This is a genomic window from Xanthobacter variabilis (genome assembly GCF_043831965.2).
In the GTDB taxonomy this organism is placed as follows: Bacteria; Pseudomonadota; Alphaproteobacteria; order Rhizobiales; family Xanthobacteraceae; genus Xanthobacter.
This window is the reverse complement of record NZ_CM195533.1, coordinates 3060410-3076422: the sequence shown is the minus strand read 5'-3', so window position 1 is coordinate 3076422 and position 16013 is coordinate 3060410. Positions and strand designations below refer to the sequence as shown.

General features: G+C 66.2%; 14 protein-coding genes and 1 tRNA gene. 13 read left to right on the top strand and 2 right to left on the bottom strand.

Annotated elements, in window-relative coordinates; all coding sequences use genetic code 11:
* Position 1: 1 nt before the first annotated feature.
* Positions 2 to 1498, bottom strand: coding sequence for a 6-hydroxynicotinate reductase (locus tag V5F26_RS13365; protein WP_394946156.1), 1497 nt, complete (start codon positions 1496 to 1498; stop codon positions 2 to 4).
* A gap of 318 nt (positions 1499 to 1816) precedes the next feature.
* Here V5F26_RS13365 and V5F26_RS13360 point away from each other — a divergent pair, with 318 nt between their 5' ends.
* The 7 genes from V5F26_RS13360 (at position 1817) to V5F26_RS13330 (ending at position 9389) form a co-directional block, all read left to right on the top strand.
* The gene (locus V5F26_RS13360; protein ID WP_394946155.1) at positions 1817 to 2353 is read left to right on the top strand and encodes a (2Fe-2S)-binding protein; all 537 of its coding nucleotides are present in this window, start codon (positions 1817 to 1819) and stop codon (positions 2351 to 2353) included.
* Positions 2346 to 5921, top strand: a complete 3576-nt coding sequence (locus V5F26_RS13355) for a molybdopterin cofactor-binding domain-containing protein (RefSeq protein ID WP_394946154.1) — start codon at positions 2346 to 2348, stop codon at positions 5919 to 5921. Before V5F26_RS13360 ends, V5F26_RS13355 begins: the two co-directional genes overlap by 8 nt.
* Before the next feature lie 194 nt (positions 5922 to 6115).
* Positions 6116 to 6448, top strand: coding sequence for a ferredoxin FdxA (gene fdxA, locus V5F26_RS13350; RefSeq protein ID WP_234050223.1), 333 nt, complete (start codon positions 6116 to 6118; stop codon positions 6446 to 6448).
* A gap of 31 nt (positions 6449 to 6479) precedes the next feature.
* Positions 6480 to 7253 carry a ferredoxin--NADP reductase gene (locus V5F26_RS13345; protein WP_234050222.1) on the top strand — a complete coding sequence of 258 codons (774 nt, stop codon included), beginning with the start codon at positions 6480 to 6482 and terminating at the stop codon, positions 7251 to 7253.
* Between the two features lie 120 nt (positions 7254 to 7373).
* Positions 7374 to 8570, top strand: coding sequence for an amidohydrolase family protein (locus V5F26_RS13340; RefSeq protein ID WP_394946153.1), 1197 nt, complete (start codon positions 7374 to 7376; stop codon positions 8568 to 8570).
* 135 nt (positions 8571 to 8705) lie between these two features.
* The gene (locus V5F26_RS13335; protein ID WP_394057061.1) at positions 8706 to 9095 is read left to right on the top strand and encodes a lysozyme inhibitor LprI family protein; all 390 of its coding nucleotides are present in this window, start codon (positions 8706 to 8708) and stop codon (positions 9093 to 9095) included.
* A gap of 217 nt (positions 9096 to 9312) precedes the next feature.
* Positions 9313 to 9389 (top strand) — tRNA-Pro (locus V5F26_RS13330).
* Positions 9390 to 9677: 288 nt separating this feature from the next.
* On the opposite strand, the gene V5F26_RS13325 is transcribed toward V5F26_RS13330, so the two are convergent.
* Positions 9678 to 10409 carry a Crp/Fnr family transcriptional regulator gene (locus V5F26_RS13325; RefSeq protein ID WP_394946152.1) on the bottom strand — a complete coding sequence of 244 codons (732 nt, stop codon included), beginning with the start codon at positions 10407 to 10409 and terminating at the stop codon, positions 9678 to 9680.
* A gap of 143 nt (positions 10410 to 10552) precedes the next feature.
* Here V5F26_RS13325 and V5F26_RS13320 point away from each other — a divergent pair, with 143 nt between their 5' ends.
* The 6 genes from V5F26_RS13320 to V5F26_RS13295 all read left to right on the top strand — a co-directional run bounded on the left by V5F26_RS13320 (position 10553) and on the right by V5F26_RS13295 (position 15808).
* On the top strand, positions 10553 to 11365 hold the full coding sequence (locus V5F26_RS13320) for an ABC transporter permease (protein WP_394946151.1): 813 nt from the start codon (positions 10553 to 10555) through the stop codon (positions 11363 to 11365).
* Positions 11362 to 12207: an ABC transporter ATP-binding protein gene (locus tag V5F26_RS13315; protein WP_394946150.1), complete on the top strand. Its 846-nt coding sequence runs from the start codon at positions 11362 to 11364 to the stop codon at positions 12205 to 12207. Before V5F26_RS13320 ends, V5F26_RS13315 begins: the two co-directional genes overlap by 4 nt.
* Before the next feature lie 16 nt (positions 12208 to 12223).
* On the top strand, positions 12224 to 13234 hold the full coding sequence (locus V5F26_RS13310) for an ABC transporter substrate-binding protein (protein WP_394946149.1): 1011 nt from the start codon (positions 12224 to 12226) through the stop codon (positions 13232 to 13234).
* Between the two features lie 119 nt (positions 13235 to 13353).
* The gene (locus tag V5F26_RS13305) at positions 13354 to 14319 is read left to right on the top strand and encodes a TauD/TfdA dioxygenase family protein (protein WP_394946148.1); all 966 of its coding nucleotides are present in this window, start codon (positions 13354 to 13356) and stop codon (positions 14317 to 14319) included.
* Between the two features lie 3 nt (positions 14320 to 14322).
* The gene (locus tag V5F26_RS13300; protein WP_394946147.1) at positions 14323 to 15210 is read left to right on the top strand and encodes an alpha/beta fold hydrolase; all 888 of its coding nucleotides are present in this window, start codon (positions 14323 to 14325) and stop codon (positions 15208 to 15210) included.
* 292 nt (positions 15211 to 15502) lie between these two features.
* Positions 15503 to 15808: an ETC complex I subunit gene (locus tag V5F26_RS13295; RefSeq protein WP_394057071.1), complete on the top strand. Its 306-nt coding sequence runs from the start codon at positions 15503 to 15505 to the stop codon at positions 15806 to 15808.
* Positions 15809 to 16013: the final 205 nt, after the last annotated feature.

Here is a 16013-nt window from a genome sequence, read left to right as displayed (position 1 = left end):
CTCAGCCGTGGGACCGTTTGGCCGCCTGGGGCGCCAGGGGCCAGGGATTGTCGGGGCGCGGGGCCAGCGGCTTCACGCTTTCCTCACCGGCCAGTGAGGCCAGCGGCCGCACCTCGGACATATGCCCGCCGAGGGTCTGGTAATCGGCCAGCCGCAGGGTGAACTCTATGGGCGCCACCAGCGCCGGGGTAGGCACGTAGCCGAAGGCGTTCTCGGGCATGCGCGTCACATCCACCATGAAGGTAATGCCGCCGCCGGGGTAGACATAGACCGGCGCCCCGCCGCAGGTGACATAGGTGATGGCGTCCTTCACCGAATGCGTGAGCCGCACCGGATCCTCGGTGACACCGGCACGCAGGGAGCCGCCCGCGCCCGCCATGAACAGCACCGTGGACAAAGCCGGTTCGCAATTGTCCTTCACCCGCTGGGCGGAAGCCGCGAGTTCCGCCGGCATCTCCCTGGCCACCGGCACCAGCGCATCGTCCAGCTCATAATAGGCCGCGTGCTCGCCGGTGGTGGAGATGAAGAACAGCCGCAGCCCCAGCCAGGCCACTTTAGGGTCGAACGGCCCGATGATGGAGAGTGGGTCGGAAATATCCGTGCCGCCCCAGCCGGTGCCGGGCTCGGCAACCTGGAAGTAGCGGCCGGGCGTGGAGCGGCGGCCCTTCATCTTGATGCCGGTCTCGCGCACGCCCAGGAGCTTGCCCGCCTGGTGCTCGGAGAGCACGCCGGTGATGTGGTCGTCCACCACCACCACCTCGTCCGCCTTGTCGAACCACTGCTTGGCGAACATGCCGATGGTGGCGGAGCCGCAGCCGACGCGCATGCGCTCTTCCGGAATGCCGTTCACGATCGGCGGCTTGCCCGCCTCAACGACCACCGTGGAGCCGCCGTCGATGGAGAGCTCAACCGCCTTGCCATTGCACAGATCCAGCAGCGCCTCGCAGGTGACGCGGCCTTCCTTCTTGCCGCCACCCGTGAGGTGGTGCACCCCGCCAAGGGACAGCATCTGCGAGCCATATTCGGACGTCGTCACATGGCCCACCGCCTCGCCGTCAACGCGCACGGTGGCCTGCTCCGGACCCAGGAAGCGGTCGGTGTCGATCTTCACCTTCACGCCGCAATAGCTGAAGATGCCTTCGGTGACGACGGTCACCATGTCCACGCCATCCACCTCGGCGGAGACGATGAAGGGGGCGGGCTTGTAGTCGGGATAGGTGGTGCCGGCGCCGATGGCGGTGACGAAGGTGTCGGGGGTGGAGACCAGCTTGCCGTCCCAGTCGCCGCCGCGATTGAACGGCACGATCGCCCCGCCCTGGGCCAGGGTGCGATCGAGGACCACATGGGGATCGACACGGACCAGTTCGCCCGCGTGATTGGCATAGCGGTCGCAGGCGCCGGTCATGCCGGGCTTGATGTAGCACATGACCGGACACGCATCGCAGCGGATCTTCTCATCGCCGGCAGGCCGCGCGCCCATGGTCTCTTGTTCACCCATATCGCTCTCGCTCGTCACTCTCGGCAGGAACCTGGAAGGCCCGGGGTCCGGCGGTTCGGCCACCGGATCAGTTCATATGTACACCAATGAAATCTGCTGCCGCGATCCTGTCAAGCACAAGGAATGGGCACGCTGCCTGAAAGGGCATCTTCGGCCAAACGGCGCTTGACGAGTTTCATTGGTACAGAAACAATCTGGAAAGACAACAGGGCTCCCGCACCTTCAGAGCGGCCGAGATGATGACCCGGAAAAATATTGCACTGCACATAGTTAGGGGCAAGCGGCCGCTCCGCCGACGGGCAGGAGGGCACGCCTGAGATGGCCTCGGATTCCGGCGCGCCAGTCGTGCTCACCGTCAATGGCGTGGCATGCAGTTTCGACCTGCCGCGTGACACCAAGCTCATCTATGTGCTGCGCAACGACCTCGGCCTCAATGGCCCGAAATTCGGCTGCGGCCTGGGGGAATGCGGCGCCTGCACCGTGCTCATCGACGGGGTGGCGGCGCGGGCCTGCGTCGCCACGCTGAAGACCGCCGAGGGGCGCTCCATCACCACCCTGGAAGGACTCGGCACCCTTGATGCGCCGCACCCGGTCCAGGCCGCCTTCATCTCCGCCCAGGCCGCCCAGTGCGGCTACTGCCTCAATGGCATGATCATGACCGCCACCGCCTTCCTGCTGCGCCATCCCGACCCGACTCTCGAAGAGGTGCGCGAGGCGTTGCGGTACAATCTGTGCCGTTGCGGCACCCATGTGGAAATCCTCGCCGCAGTGATGTCCGCCGCCCAGGCGCTGAGCCCAGCGCCGGCCGGCGACACCGCTGCCAGCGGGCAGCAGGAAGAGCCCCGCGATGAGTGATGCCGCGCCCGGCCCCATCTCCGAGCCGACCCCCACCCCCGCCGAGCTTCTGGAGCCGGCGGGAACCCTGGCGATCCTTCGCCCCGCGCGGCATGTGAAGGGCCTGGTGCCTACAGCGCCGCCGCCGGAAGGTGCCCTCGACCTGTTCCTATTCCTGGACGATGAAGGCCGCATCCTCGCCTTCAACGGCCATGTGGACCTCGGCACCGGCATCCGCACCGCTTTGGCGCAGATCGTGGCGGAAGAGCTGGATGTGCCGCTGTCGGCTGTCACCATGGTGCTCGGCCACACCTCGGGCACGCCCAACCAGGGCGCCACCATCGCCAGCGACAGCATCCAGGTGTCGGCCGTGCCGCTGCGCTTCGCCGCCGCCCAGGCGCGCCACCACCTGCTGGCGCTCGCCGCCGAGGCGCTGGGCCGGCCGGTGGACGAACTCAAGGTGACCGATGGCGTGGTGCATGGCGGCGCCGGCGCCAATGCCGGCATTTCCTATACCGCGCTGCTGAAGGGCCGCCGCGATCGCCTCACCCTGTCCGAGGATGTGGCGGTGAAGCCGGTGTCGGAGCATCGCATCGTCGGCCAGCGCATGCCGCGGGTGGACATTCCCGCGAAAGCCACCGGCAATTTCACTTATGTTCACGATGTCCGCGTGCCCGGCATGCTGCATGGCCGCGTGGTGCGCCCGCCTTATGCGGGGGTGGATGCCGGCGATTTCATCGGCAAGAGCCTCATCGCGGTGGACGAAGCGTCCATCGCCCATATTCCGGGCATGGTGGCGGTGGTCACCATGGGCGATTTCGTGGGCGTGGTGGCGGACCGCGAGGAGCAGGCCGCCGAGGCCGCCCGCGTGCTGAAGGTGGAATGGAAGGCGCCGCCCGCCCTGCCCCCGCTGGGCGATATCGCCACCGCCCTGCGCGCCAATCCTTCCGTCACCCGCACCCTGCACGATAAGGGCGATGTGGAGGCCGCCCGCGCGGCAGCCGCCGTGCCCATGGACCGCACCTATGTGTGGCCGTTCCAGATGCACGGCTCCATCGGCCCCTCATGCGCCGTGGCGGATGTGCGCGACGGCTTCGCCACCATCTGGTCCGGCACGCAGAATCCCTATCCCCTGCGGCTCGACATCTCAGTGCTCCTCGGCATTCCGGAAGAGAATATCGAGGTGCTACGCTTCGAGGCCGCCGGCTGCTATGGCCGCAATTGCGCGGACGATGTGGCCGCCGATGCCGCCCTGCTTTCGCGCGCCGTGAGTCGCCCCGTGCGGGTGCAGCTCACCCGTGAGCAGGAGCATGCGTGGGAGCCCAAGGGCGCGGCCCAACTCATGGAAGTGTCCGGTGGGCTCAACCCGGACGGCACGCCGGCCGCCTATGACTTCGCCACCCGCTACCCCTCCAACGCCGCCACCACGCTGGCGCTGCTGCTCACCGGCCGGGTGCCGGCGAACAATCCCGTGATGGAGATGGGCGACCGCACGGCCATTCCGCCTTACGCCTATGACAATCTGCGCGTGCGGGTGCACGACATGGCGCCCATCGTGCGGGCGGCATGGCTGCGGGGCGTCTCGGCTTTGCCCAACTCCTTCGCCCACGAAAGCTATATCGACGAGCTGGCGACCGCCGCCGGGGTCGATCCGGTGGAATATCGCCTGCGCTACCTGCACGATCCGCGTGCGGTGGACCTGGTGAGGGAGGTGGCCGCGCGCGCGGGCTGGCAGCATCGCACCGGGCCCCGGCAGCAGGTGGTGGACGGCGACGTGGTGCGCGGGCAAGGCTTTGCCTATGCCCTTTACGTGCATTCCAAGTTCCCCGGCTATGGCGCCGCCTGGTCCGCCTGGGTGGCCGAAGTGGAGGTGAACACCCGCACCGGCGATGTGGCCGTGAAGCGTGTGGTGGTGGGCCAGGATTCCGGGCTGATGATCAACCCGGCGGGCATCGAGCACCAGATCCACGGCAACGTCATCCAGTCCACCAGCCGCGCGCTGAAGGAGGAGGTGAGCTTCACCGACACCGAAGTGGCGGACAAGGAATGGGGCGCCTATCCCATCCTCACCTTCCCCGAAGTGCCGGTGATCGACGTGGTGCTGATGCCGCGCCCGGATGATCCGCCTTTGGGCTCCGGCGAATCGGCCTCAGTTCCCTCCGCCGCCGCCATCGCCAACGCCATCTTCGATGCCACCGGCGTGCGCCTGCGCGAGCCGCCCTTCACGCCCGAGCGGGTGCGCGCCGCCCTCGGCAATCCCATTCCGCCGGAAGAGCCGCCGCCCGCGCCGAAAAAACGCTCTTGGTTCGCGCTGGCGGGCGCGGCGCTGGCCGGCGCGCTGGGCATGGCAGCCGTGGCCCTGCCCATTCGCGGCGCCATCGCGCCCATCTCCCCGCCAGACCCCTCGTCCTTTTCCGCCGAGATGATCGCCCGCGGACGCCAGCTCGCAGCGCTGGGCGACTGCGCGGTGTGCCACACCATCCCGGGCGGGGTGGCCAATGCGGGCGGGCGGGCCATGGAGACGCCCTTCGGCACCGTCTATTCCACCAATCTCACGCCTGATCCGGAGACGGGAATCGGCCGCTGGTCCTATGCCGCCTTCGAGCGCGCCATGCGCGAGGGCATCTCTCGGGACGGGCACCATCTCTACCCGGCCTTCCCTTACACCTCCTTCACCCGTACCTCGGACACGGACCTCCAGGCGCTCTATGCCTTCCTGATGTCGCAGGCCCCCGTGGTGGCGCCGACGCCTGCCGCGCAGATGGCCTTCCCCTTCAACATCCGCCCCCTCATGGCCGGCTGGAACACCCTGTTTCTGCGCCCAGGGCAGATGCAGGCGGACGCGACGCGTTCGCCCCAATGGAATCGCGGCGCCTATCTGGTGAAGGGGCTCGGCCATTGCGGTGCCTGCCACACCCCGCGCAACCTGCTCGGCGCGGAGAAGACCGGCGCGGCCACGCTCGCCGGCGGCATGGTGGACGGCTGGGAGGCCCCTGCCCTCAACGCCTTGTCCAGCGCCCCCATTCCATGGACCGAAGACGAGCTGTTCGCCTATCTGCGCACGGGCTTCTCGCGCTTCCACGGCACCGCCGCCGGCCCCATGGCGCCAGTGGTCGAGGAGCTTTCGGCCCTGCCTGACGCGGACATCCGCGCCATGGCCACCTATCTCGCCTCCTTCGCCCCGCCGGCCCAGGCCGAGCCCGTCGCGCGCGCCGCGGAGCTGCAGGCCAAGGCCAGCGCCTCCCTGCGACCGCTCGATTCGCTCGGTGGCCGGCTCTATGAGGGTGCCTGCGCCGCCTGTCATTCGGACAGCGGCCCAACCCTGTTCGGCGCGCGCCCGGCCTTGGCGCTCAACACCAATGTGCACGCGGCGCGGCCTGACAACCTCATCCGCGTGATTCTGGACGGCATTCCCAACCCCGCCGCCCGCGATCTGGGCGACATGCCCGCCTTCCGTGACAGCATGAGCGACGAACAGGTGACCGCGCTGGTGCGCTATCTGCGGGCCAAGTTCGCGCCCGAGGCACCGGTCTGGTCCGGGATCGAGGAAACCGTGGCCCGGCTGCGGGCCAATCCCGGAAGCCATTGACGCCTTCGGGCGAAGAGCATGAGCGCGGCGCGGGGCTTCACCAGGGCCCTGCGCCGCGCTGTGCACAAGAGCGCGGCACACCTGCCTGAAATGTCCGCACCGAAAGGCTTTTCCTGCGTTGACAGGTGACGGTGAGCGCGCCTAATTTCATTCGTACACAAACAAAAATAACCCAGCGAAAAGGCGTGCTTTCCATGGCCTATGTGGTGACCGAGAACTGCATCCGCTGCAAATACACGGACTGCGTGGCCGTGTGCCCGGTGGACTGCTTCTATGCCGGCGAGAACATGCTGGTGATCCACCCCGACGAGTGCATCGATTGCGGGGTGTGCGAGCCGGAATGCCCCGCCTCCGCCATCGTCCCCGACAGCGACCCGCGCGCCGCCGAGTGGACCGCGCTGAATGCCGAATATGCGGCCCAGTGGCCCAACATCACCGAAAAGATCGACCCGCCCGCCGACGCCGAGGAATGGAACGGCAAGGAGGGCAAGCGCCCTTTGCTCTCCCCCACGCCGGCCGCGGCTTGACCCCTCAAATCAGAACCTCCGGAGCCCTCACTTGAGCAACCTGATGGAAGAGCGCGTGCTCAGCGTGCGCCACTGGACCGACCGCCTCTTCAGCTTCACCACCACGCGCGACGCGGGCTTCCGCTTCCGAAACGGCGAATTCACCATGATCGGCATCAAGGTGGATGGCCGCCCGCTGATGCGCGCCTATTCCGTGGTGAGCCCCAATTATGAGGAGACGCTGGAGTTCTACTCCATCAAGGTGCCCGACGGCCCCCTCACCTCGCGCCTGCAGCACCTCAAAGAGGGCGACCCCATCATCGTCGGCCGCAAAGCCACGGGCACCCTCGTCATCGACAATCTGAATCCCGGCGCCAACCTCTATCTGCTCGGCACCGGCACCGGCCTCGCGCCCTTCCTCTCCATCATCCGCGACCCGGAGACCTATGACCGCTTCGAAAAGATCGTGCTGGTCCACGGCTGCCGGCAGGTGGGCGAGCTCTCCTATGGCGAGGAGATGGTGAATGCGCTGCGCGATCACGAATTCCTGGGCGAGGAAGTAAAGGCCAAGCTCATCTATTACCCCACCGTGACGCGCGAGGAATTCCGCAACCAGGGCCGCATCACCACCCTCATGGACAGCGGCAAGCTCTATGAAGACATCGGCTTGCCGCCCCTCGACAAGGCCCGCGACCGGGTGATGCTGTGCGGCTCGCCCCAGATGATGGTGGATTTGAAAAGCCGGCTCACAACCCTTGGATTCGTGGAAGGCAATCACGGCGAGGCGGGTGACTTCGTGCTGGAAAAAGCCTTCGCCGAACGCTGAAAATTTTCCCCGCGGGGGCGGTTCCCATCCGCCTCCGCCGGGCCTAGAATTCATATGCTTACAAACAAATGGCCGGGGTCGACCTTGCCTCTCCGGCTCGAACCTTCCGGAGAATAAAGCATGGCTCACGACGCCCCGGCCGGCCCCAAGGGCCCGACCAAGCTCGTCATCCGCAATATCGGCCTTCTCATCAGCGGCGACCTTGAAAAGCCGCTCCTGGATGCCGACACCATCGTCGCCGAGAACGGCCGCATCACCGCCATCGGTCGGCTGAAGGACGTCGACACCGAGGGCGCCACCACCACGGTGGATGCGGGCGGGGCGGCGGTGACGCCCGGCCTCATCGACAGCCATGTGCACCCGGTGGCGGGCGACTGGACCCCCCGGCAGAGCCAGATGAACTGGATCGATTCCTCGCTCCATGGCGGCGTCACCACCATGATCTCGGCGGGCGAGGTGCATTATCCCGGCCGCCCGCGTGACGTCATCGGCATCAAGGCGCTCGCCATCACCGCCCAGCGCACCTTTTCCGCCTTCCGCCCCGGCGGCGTGAAACTCCATGCCGGAGCCCCCGTCATCGAGCACGAGATGGAAGAGAACGACTTCAAGGAGCTGGCCGCCGCCGGCGTGAAGCTCCTGGGCGAAATCGGGCTCGGCGGCGTGAAGGATGGGCCCACCGCCAACAAGATGGTGAACTGGGCCCGCAAGTACGGCATCCAGTCCACCATTCACACGGGCGGCCCTTCCATCGCCGGCTCGGGCCTCATCGACAAGGACGTGGTGCTGGAGACGGACGCCGATGTGGTTGGCCACATCAATGGCGGCCACACCGCGCTACCCGACAGCCAGATTCGCTGCATCTGCGAGGGCTGCAAGCGCGGCCTGGAGCTGGTGCACAACGGCAATGAGCGCTCCGCCCTCTTCACCCTGCGCACCGCGCGGGAGATGGGCGAGCTGCACCGGGTGATTCTCGGCACCGATGGGCCGGCCGGCTCGGGCGTGCAGCCCTTGGGCATTTTGCGGATGATCTCCCTGCTCTCCTCCATGGGCGACCTGCCGGCCGAGCAGGCCTTCTGCCTCGCCACCGGCAACACGGCACGCATGCGCAATCTCGACTGCGGCATCATCGAAGTGGGGCGCACCGCCGATTTCGTCATCATGGACACGGCCCAGCACTCCGCCGGCAAGACGCTGCTGGAGAGCGTGTCCCTCGGCGACCTGCCCGGCATCGGCATGACCATTATCGACGGCATGGTGCGCACCGAACGCTCGCGCAACACCCCGCCCGCCACGCGGATGCCCACCATCGTGAAGTAACGCCCAGCGCCTCCCCGACGAAGGCATTACGTATAATGATGCCTTCGTCGGGCGATCACCGGGTGATTCTGGCTCCCTTGGAGCTAAGATGGCCACGGCATAGGGTCAGGGTGCAAACGATCTCTCGGCTGCCTCATGCGCGCACGTGCCCTTATCGTATCAATTGCCCTTACGATACTGCCAGCTAAAGCCGGCGAATTGAGCCACTCCTATCAGTTCACGGACCAAAGCCTGCAGTATGGCCGTTGCCTGGATGATGCTCAGAGCATGTCCGACATCAGAAGGTGCATGGGACAGGAGGTGAAGCATCAAGATGCTCGCCTGACCATGGCTTACCATGATGCCATGGCGCGTTTGTCGCCTGAGGGGCGACATCATCTGCAAGAAGCGGAACGGGCCTGGATCAAGTGGCGCGACGACGAATGCCGTCCTACCCCAGGAACCGGCTCTGCCGGCGCAACGGATTCATTGCTGTGTCAGATCAAGCAGATCATGCGCCGCGCGGCTGAGCTTGAACACGACTGAAGTCCTTCCTCGAGCGCGTTGGGTGGTCGCGACCGCGAAAAACCCCCGCGCATCCGCTCAGCCTGACGAGAACAGATCGTGGACGCACTTCGGGGATTTTTCGGGGATTCGCGTCCCGGAGCATGCCGTTCGTCTCCCTTCTGTTCCCCTCTCGCGTTCGCCGCCCTTGCGCATCGCCTTCGCGAAATGTAGGAATGGCGCCGTTCATCCCTGATGTCGGAGCATAGCGCAGCCTGGTAGCGCATCTGCTTTGGGAGCAGAGGGTCGCAGGTTCAAATCCTGCTGCTCCGACCAAATTTCACCGGTTTCGGTGCGCGTCCGAGCCCGTGCCATCCGCGAAAGCCGGCTGCGAGATCACCCACTCTCCTGAATCCCTGGCGGGGAGAGGTGAAGCTCTCCTTTGCGATCTGACGCCATTATGGCAGCGCCCCGGCGCATCGCATTCAAGCGTTTTCCACGCACGGCATGCCCAGGCCACTCGGGAACGCTGCAGGCTCCCCGACCGCCGCAGGGCCTGCGACCCAAGCCCTCGATAGCGGTCACCCGCCCTCCCAGAGCTGAAACGCCGGCACGCCTGAGCGCCTAAAGATTCATCGCGGGCGGTGGCGGCATGCTGGCGCGCGTCTCAAGCAACGTCTGCAGGGCATCCGGCCTCATCAGAACGAGCCTGCGGCCTTCCAGGCGTAGCAGGCCCTCCTGCTGGAAGCGGTTCAGGATGCGGTTGACCGTCTGCCGGCAGGCGCCAACCATGTCTGCGAGCTCCTGCTGCGTGATCGACACGCGGAAGGGAATCTCGGTGCCGCGCGGCTCCCCGCAATTGCGGGCCAGCCGCAGCAGGGTGCTGGCGAGACGGGCATCCGTGTGCTGCACGGTGCGGTCCACCATGGTGTCGCAGGCGATGCGCAGGCGCGCGCTGACCTGCCGAATCATGTTCAGGGCAAGGCCGGGATAGGCCTGCAGAACCTGCTCGAAATCCGTGCGCGTCAACACCCGCACGATGCTGCGCTCCATGGCTTGGCCGAATACCGCCTGCTCAAGCGCGCCCGATATGCCGCCGGCGCCGAACCAGTCTCCCGGCATGCAGAACCAGAAGATCGTGACCTCCCCCTGCGCGGAGAGATGGAAGATCTTCACGAGGCCCGTTTCGAGCCAGAACACATGGCTCGCCGGATCATCGGCGGCGATGATGCTCTCTCCCCGCAGATAGATCCGCCGCTCGCTCGCGCGCTCCATCACGGCGCGAGCCTCGGTGGCCACCCCGGCAAACAGGTCGAAGGGTTGCCAGTACCAGGGAACCTGCGGGGCTTCGGCCATATTAAAATCTATAAAATTGATCATTTTAATGACAAATGTCGCGCAGGCGACAGATTGCGGCTTTCAGCGACTCTAACATGAAGCCGCATCGAACGGGTCTGGCCCGGCAGAAGTGAGCAAACACAATGAGTGACGGGGATGTCATGAGGGCCACCGGAGTGGCCGTGCCCGGGGCGCGGGGGCCATTGCGCTTTCGCGGACTGCTCTGGAGCCTGGCCCTGGCGCTGCCCTGGGTCATCCTGCTGCTGGCGTGGGTGGCCGTGCGATCTCTGAGCGCGAAGTATGCGGGCCTAGTGCCCTCTCCGCTGGCCGTTCTGCAGCGGGGCTTCGAGCTTTTTCGCGATGGTGAGCTGCCGCTGCATTGGGCCGCATCCAGCCTGCGCGTGCTGGTGAGCGTCACCGCCGGGGTGGCGCTTTCCGTTCCGGTCGGCTTTGCCCTTGGCTGGTATGTCGGCGCCCGGCGCGTGCTCACGCCCATGCTCAACTTCTTTCGCGCCCTGCCTCCAATCGCCCTGATCCCGCTGATGATCCTGTATTTCGGGATTGGGGAGCTGGCGAAGGCACTGGTGCTTGGATACGCCGCCTTCTTCACCGCGGTCGTGGTGCTCTATGAGGGCATTTCTCGGATTCCGCCCATTTATGTGCAGGCCGCACGCGCCCTCGGGGCCAATGACCGCGAGCTGTTCAGCCGGGTCGTGCTGCCTCTGGCCCTGCCCCATGTGCTGACGGCGGCCCGCGTCGCCCTCGGTGTCGGCTGGATGACGCTCGTGGCATCCGAACTGGTCTCCGCCCAGCTCGGCCTGGGTTCGATGATCCAGGTCGCCGCCTCCTACTTCCAGATCGAGACCATCTATCTCGGCCTCATCACCATCGGCCTGACCGCCATGCTCATGGACTTCGCCCTGGTGCGACTGAGCAACCGGCTGGTGCGCTGGCAGGAAAGGATCCGCCCGTGACGCGCCTCCCCCCTCCGGCCGGCTCAGCCCCGGCCTCCGCCCTCGATGGCGAGATCCGCTTCAACGACGTTTCGGTTCGCTATGACGGCATTCCCCATGGCGGATGGGTGGTGCGCAACGTCTGCCTCACGCTGCGGCCGGGTGAATTCGTCTCGCTCATCGGCCCTTCGGGATGCGGCAAGACGACCTTGCTCAAGCTCGCAGCGGGAATGGCCCGGCCGACATCGGGCAGCGTGACGTTTTCCGGCCGGCCGATTGCCGCTCCTGGACCGGAGCGCGGGGTCGTATTCCAGGAATATGGCGTGTTTCCCTGGCTGACGGTGCGGGAGAACATCGCCTTCGGCCTCTCATTGAGCGCCAACCGCGCGCGCCTCGCGGACCGGGACGCCATCTGCACCCATTACCTGCAAAGCATGGGGCTCGCCGATTTTGCCGATGCGCTGCCCAACACGCTCTCCGGCGGCATGCGCCAGCGCGTGGCCCTGGCGCGGGCCTATGCGGTCAATCCGCGCTCGCTGCTGATGGACGAACCGTTCGGCGCGCTCGACGCCCAGACCCGCCTGGTGATGCAGGATCTTTTGCTGAGCCTGCAGCAGGAGGAGCGCAAGACGGTGCTGCTCATCACCCACGCGGTGGACGAGGCGCTCTATCTGTCCTCCCGCATCGTGCTGATGAGCGCGCGCCCTGCCCGGATCGCCGAAGTCATCGACGTGCCGTTTCCGTATCCGCGCGACGAGCGCGTGCTCGAAACCCCGGAATTCACCCGCCTGCAGGCCCATCTGCGCGTCCGCGTGATGGAAGAATACGCCCGCCAGCAGCGCGAAGACCGCATCACCGCCTGAAACCCGGACCAAAACGATGAAATTCTCCCGACGCCGCCTCCTGTCGCTCACCGCCGCAGCTGGCCTTGCTCTTGCCGCCGCCCCGCTCGCGCCCCGGCGTACCTTCGCCGCCGGGCCGGAGAAGCTGAAGGTCGGCTATCTGCACACCCTGTCCTGCGATGGTCATCTGTGGCTCGGGGAACATCTCGGAGCCTTCCGGCAGGAGGGATTGGAGCTTGAGACCGTGCAGTTCATCACCGGCCTTGAAGCCTATCAGGCCCTGGCCGGTGGCAGCGTGGACGTGGTGACCACGGGGGCGGTCATCTCCAATTTCCCGGCCCGCGGCCAGGGTGAGGTTTTCCTGATCAACGGCCTGGAAACAGGCATCGCCCAGATCTGGGTGGATCCGGCGGCCGGCATCAAGAGCATCGCGGATCTCAAGGGCAAGCAGGTCGCGACCACGCGCGGCACCACGGCCCATTTCTTCCTGCATCGGGCGCTGAAAGGCGCGGGGCTCGACAGCACGCGGGATGTGGAAATCGTGCACCAGCGACTGGATCAGGCCGTCGCGGCCTTCATCTCCGGCGCTGTTCCCGCCGTGGTGCTCTGGGTGCCGCTGGATACGCCCATCCGCGAGCGCCGCAAGGATGCCGTGCTGTTGGCCACATCCATCGATTTTCCCGATGCCACCGTTGTGGATGGCTGGTCCGCCCGCAATGGCCTGATTTCGGAAAATCCCGCCCTGTTGAAGCGGCTGGTGCGGGGTTGGGCGAAAGCGAATGATTTCCTGCTTTCCTCACCGGATGAGGCCTTCGCCATTCTTGCACGCGACAAGTACAAGGACTTCACCGCCAGCGAGCTGCAGCGCCAGGCCACGCTCATCAAGTATTACCCAACCAGCGAATGGCCCAAATATTACCGTGATGGCTCCATCGTCCGCTGGCTCAATCAGGTGACGGACTTCAATCAGGAAGTCGGCGCCATCAAGAATCCCATCCGCGCCGAAACCTATTTCGACCCGAAAATCTTCCTGTCCGCCATTGCCTGAGCCGGCGCGCCCCGCACTCGCCCCCACTCGGAGCCCCCGCCAATCTCATGAACGCACGCGTTTTCCACGCGCGGGCCGCAACCCGCTGCGCCTCAAGACGCGCCATTGGGAGAAAACCCATGCTTGCCTACAAGACAGCCAAATCGGCCACCACGCTCATCAATACGCAAGAGCGCTACAAGCATATCCGGCCCGTACCGCAGCTGCCCAATTTCGCCGCCCATATCGAGGGACTGGATCTGTCCCGGCCCCTGTCGCCAGAGGTGAGCGCAGAGCTTCGCCAGGCGCTGGACGACTTCGAAGTGATCTTCCTGCCGCCGCAGGACATCACGCCCGAGCGGCATCTTGAGCTGGCTTCCGTCTTCGGCCCGGTGGCGCAGGGCGCCTATTTCCCGCGCAAGGATGGGCACCCGCAAATCGAAGTGTTGGCCAATGATGCCGACCACCCGGCCTCGGTGGACCACTGGCATGCCGATCTCACCTGGCTGCCCAACCCGCCGGCCGGAACGGTGATCCAGATCACCGAGACGCCGGAGGTTGGTGGCGGCACGGCATGGTCCTCCATGAGCAAGGCTTTTCGGGCCTTGTCGCCGGGCCTCCAGGCCTATCTCAGGGACCTTGATGCCACCCACACCTGGGAGGTGAGCCAGTGGCGCTCCTATCTCGCGAATCTTGGGGAAGATGTGCTCATCAACTCCATCCGCAAGTTCAAGCCGGTGGTGCATCCAGTGGTCTGGCAGCAGGCGCGCACGGGCAAGGAATTCCTTTTTGTCAACGAGACGTTCACCCGCCAGATCAACGGCCTATCGGGGACGGAGAGCCGCGCCATCCTCTCCTTCCTGGCCCAGTGGATCCGCCAGCCGGAGTTCACCTATACTCATAAATGGGAGAAGGGCGGCATCGCCATCTGGGACAATTACGCCACCCAGCATTATGCCCTTGCCGATTACTGGCCGTCCCGGCGCGTCAACCAGCGCGTCACTTTCGACCTGCCGGAGCTGACGGCGGGAGCGGAGGGGGTGGCAAACACCCTTGCCGCTGTCGATGGCGACGGGCGCGTTTCCAAAGTCGCTTACGGCCTGTGATCCATGGTGGATGATACGTGGCGGCGCCTCGCCACCGACCGGCTGGAGATTCACTTCGCGGATGAAGGACCCCTGTCCGGTCCCGTCGCGCTGCTGCTGCATGGCTGGCCTGATGGGCCGCAATGCTGGACCCCTGTTTCCGCCGCCCTGAATGCGGCGGGCTGGCGCACGTTGCGGCCCCATCTGCGGGGGTTCGGGCTAACGCGCTTTCTCTCGGCGCAGACGGCGCGATCCGGGCAGGTCAGCGCGCTTGCGGCCGATGCCCTGGCCCTGGTGGACGGGCTGGGCATCCGCCGCTTCGCCGTCGTCGGTCACGACTGGGGGGCACGCACGGCTTATGCGCTCGGCGCTCTGGCACCTGAACGGGTCGGCGCCCTGGTCGCCTTGTCGGTCGGCTATGGCGTAACGGGAACTCCGGCCCTGAAGCAGGCTCAGAATTACTGGTATCAGTGGTTCCTCTGCCTGCCGCAGGGGGCCACCGCTCTCGCCGCCGACCGTGAGGCCTTCTGTCGTCATCTGTGGCGGGTCTGGTCTCCGGGATGGACGGTGCCCGACAGGGCGTTCGCGGAAGTTGCCGCGGGATTCGCCGGTGCCGACTGGCTCGCCGTGACGGTGCATGCCTATCGGCAGCGCTGGGGGCATGCCCCCGATGATGCCGCCTATGCCGGGCTGGAGGAAAGGCTGGCGACGCTGCCAGCCATCGCCTCGCCGTCCCTCATTCTCCATGGCGCGCGGGATGCCTGTAATGATGCTTCCACGTCGCAGGCGCGAGAGCGCTTCACGGGCCCGTATGAGCGTCACCTGCTCCCGGGCATCGGTCACTTTCCGCAACGCGAGGTGCCAGAGCAGGTGGCGCATATGGCGCTCACATGGCTCGACCGCTGGAAATAGGCCAGGGGATCTCCAAAGGCGCGTGAGCCTGCGCCTCTCAGCACTGGGCGGCGCGAAAGCGCGGGCGGCCGCCGCTCCTAAAAGATGCGCAACCTCGTTCCGGCCCAGCAGTTGTGACCGGCCGGGGCGCACGACGCGGCCGTGGTCTCCACCGGCTGCCTGCTGTCGCATTGCATGGGAACACCAGCGCGGTTGTCAGGGCCGCGCGCGCTCACTATAGATCCAGACGAACGAGACACCCTGGTGGGTCGGCGGGCATGGTCCCGCCGCGATGGGAAGCGGGCTGAAGAACATGGTGGCACGCATCTACAAGCCGACACGCAACGCCATGCAATCCGGCGTGGCCAAGACCAAGCTCTGGGTGCTGGAATACGAGCCCGAGAGCCCCCGCACCATTGACCCTCTCATGGGCTACACCTGTTCGGTGGACATGCAGAGCCAGATTCGCCTTACCTTCGAGACGAAGGAAGAGGCCGTGGCCTATGCGGAACGCGAGAACATCCCTTATCAGGTGTCCGAGCCGCACGAGACCAGCCGCAAGAAAATCGCTTACTCGGACAACTTCTCCTTCCGCCGCGTGGGCCAGTGGACCCACTGAGCCGGCCGCGCGCGAATGCCCTTGCAGCGCGTGCGCGGAGAATAAGTTAAGGTCGAGTCGGAGTGGGTCACCAAGCCGCAAGGCAGGGCCTGCTCCGATTTTTGCGCGAATTGAGGCGCCCCGGCCCGACAGCCGCGCGGCGCCAATGCTTCAAGCCAAACCGGGCAACCCGGGCTGCCGCGCCGGGGCGCTCAGGAGGCGGCAT

What these genes read in the sequence shown, in the direction of transcription:
- V5F26_RS13340 (WP_394946153.1), top strand. Translation starts at nt 7,374, where the DNA reads ATGGCTCACGACGCCCCGGCCGGCCCCAAGGGCCCGACCAAGCTCGTC.
- fdxA (WP_234050223.1), top strand. Translation starts at nt 6,116, where the DNA reads ATGGCCTATGTGGTGACCGAGAACTGCATCCGCTGCAAATACACGGAC.
- V5F26_RS13295 (WP_394057071.1), top strand. Translation starts at nt 15,503, where the DNA reads ATGGTGGCACGCATCTACAAGCCGACACGCAACGCCATGCAATCCGGC.
- V5F26_RS13300 (WP_394946147.1), top strand. Translation starts at nt 14,323, where the DNA reads ATGGTGGATGATACGTGGCGGCGCCTCGCCACCGACCGGCTGGAGATT.
- V5F26_RS13360 (WP_394946155.1), top strand. Translation starts at nt 1,817, where the DNA reads ATGGCCTCGGATTCCGGCGCGCCAGTCGTGCTCACCGTCAATGGCGTG.
- V5F26_RS13305 (WP_394946148.1), top strand. Translation starts at nt 13,354, where the DNA reads ATGCTTGCCTACAAGACAGCCAAATCGGCCACCACGCTCATCAATACG.
- V5F26_RS13310 (WP_394946149.1), top strand. Translation starts at nt 12,224, where the DNA reads ATGAAATTCTCCCGACGCCGCCTCCTGTCGCTCACCGCCGCAGCTGGC.
- V5F26_RS13320 (WP_394946151.1), top strand. Translation starts at nt 10,553, where the DNA reads ATGAGGGCCACCGGAGTGGCCGTGCCCGGGGCGCGGGGGCCATTGCGC.
- V5F26_RS13335 (WP_394057061.1), top strand. Translation starts at nt 8,706, where the DNA reads ATGCGCGCACGTGCCCTTATCGTATCAATTGCCCTTACGATACTGCCA.
- V5F26_RS13325 (WP_394946152.1), bottom strand. Translation starts at nt 10,409, where the DNA reads ATGGCCGAAGCCCCGCAGGTTCCCTGGTACTGGCAACCCTTCGACCTG.
- V5F26_RS13365 (WP_394946156.1), bottom strand. Translation starts at nt 1,498, where the DNA reads ATGGGTGAACAAGAGACCATGGGCGCGCGGCCTGCCGGCGATGAGAAG.
- V5F26_RS13355 (WP_394946154.1), top strand. Translation starts at nt 2,346, where the DNA reads ATGAGTGATGCCGCGCCCGGCCCCATCTCCGAGCCGACCCCCACCCCC.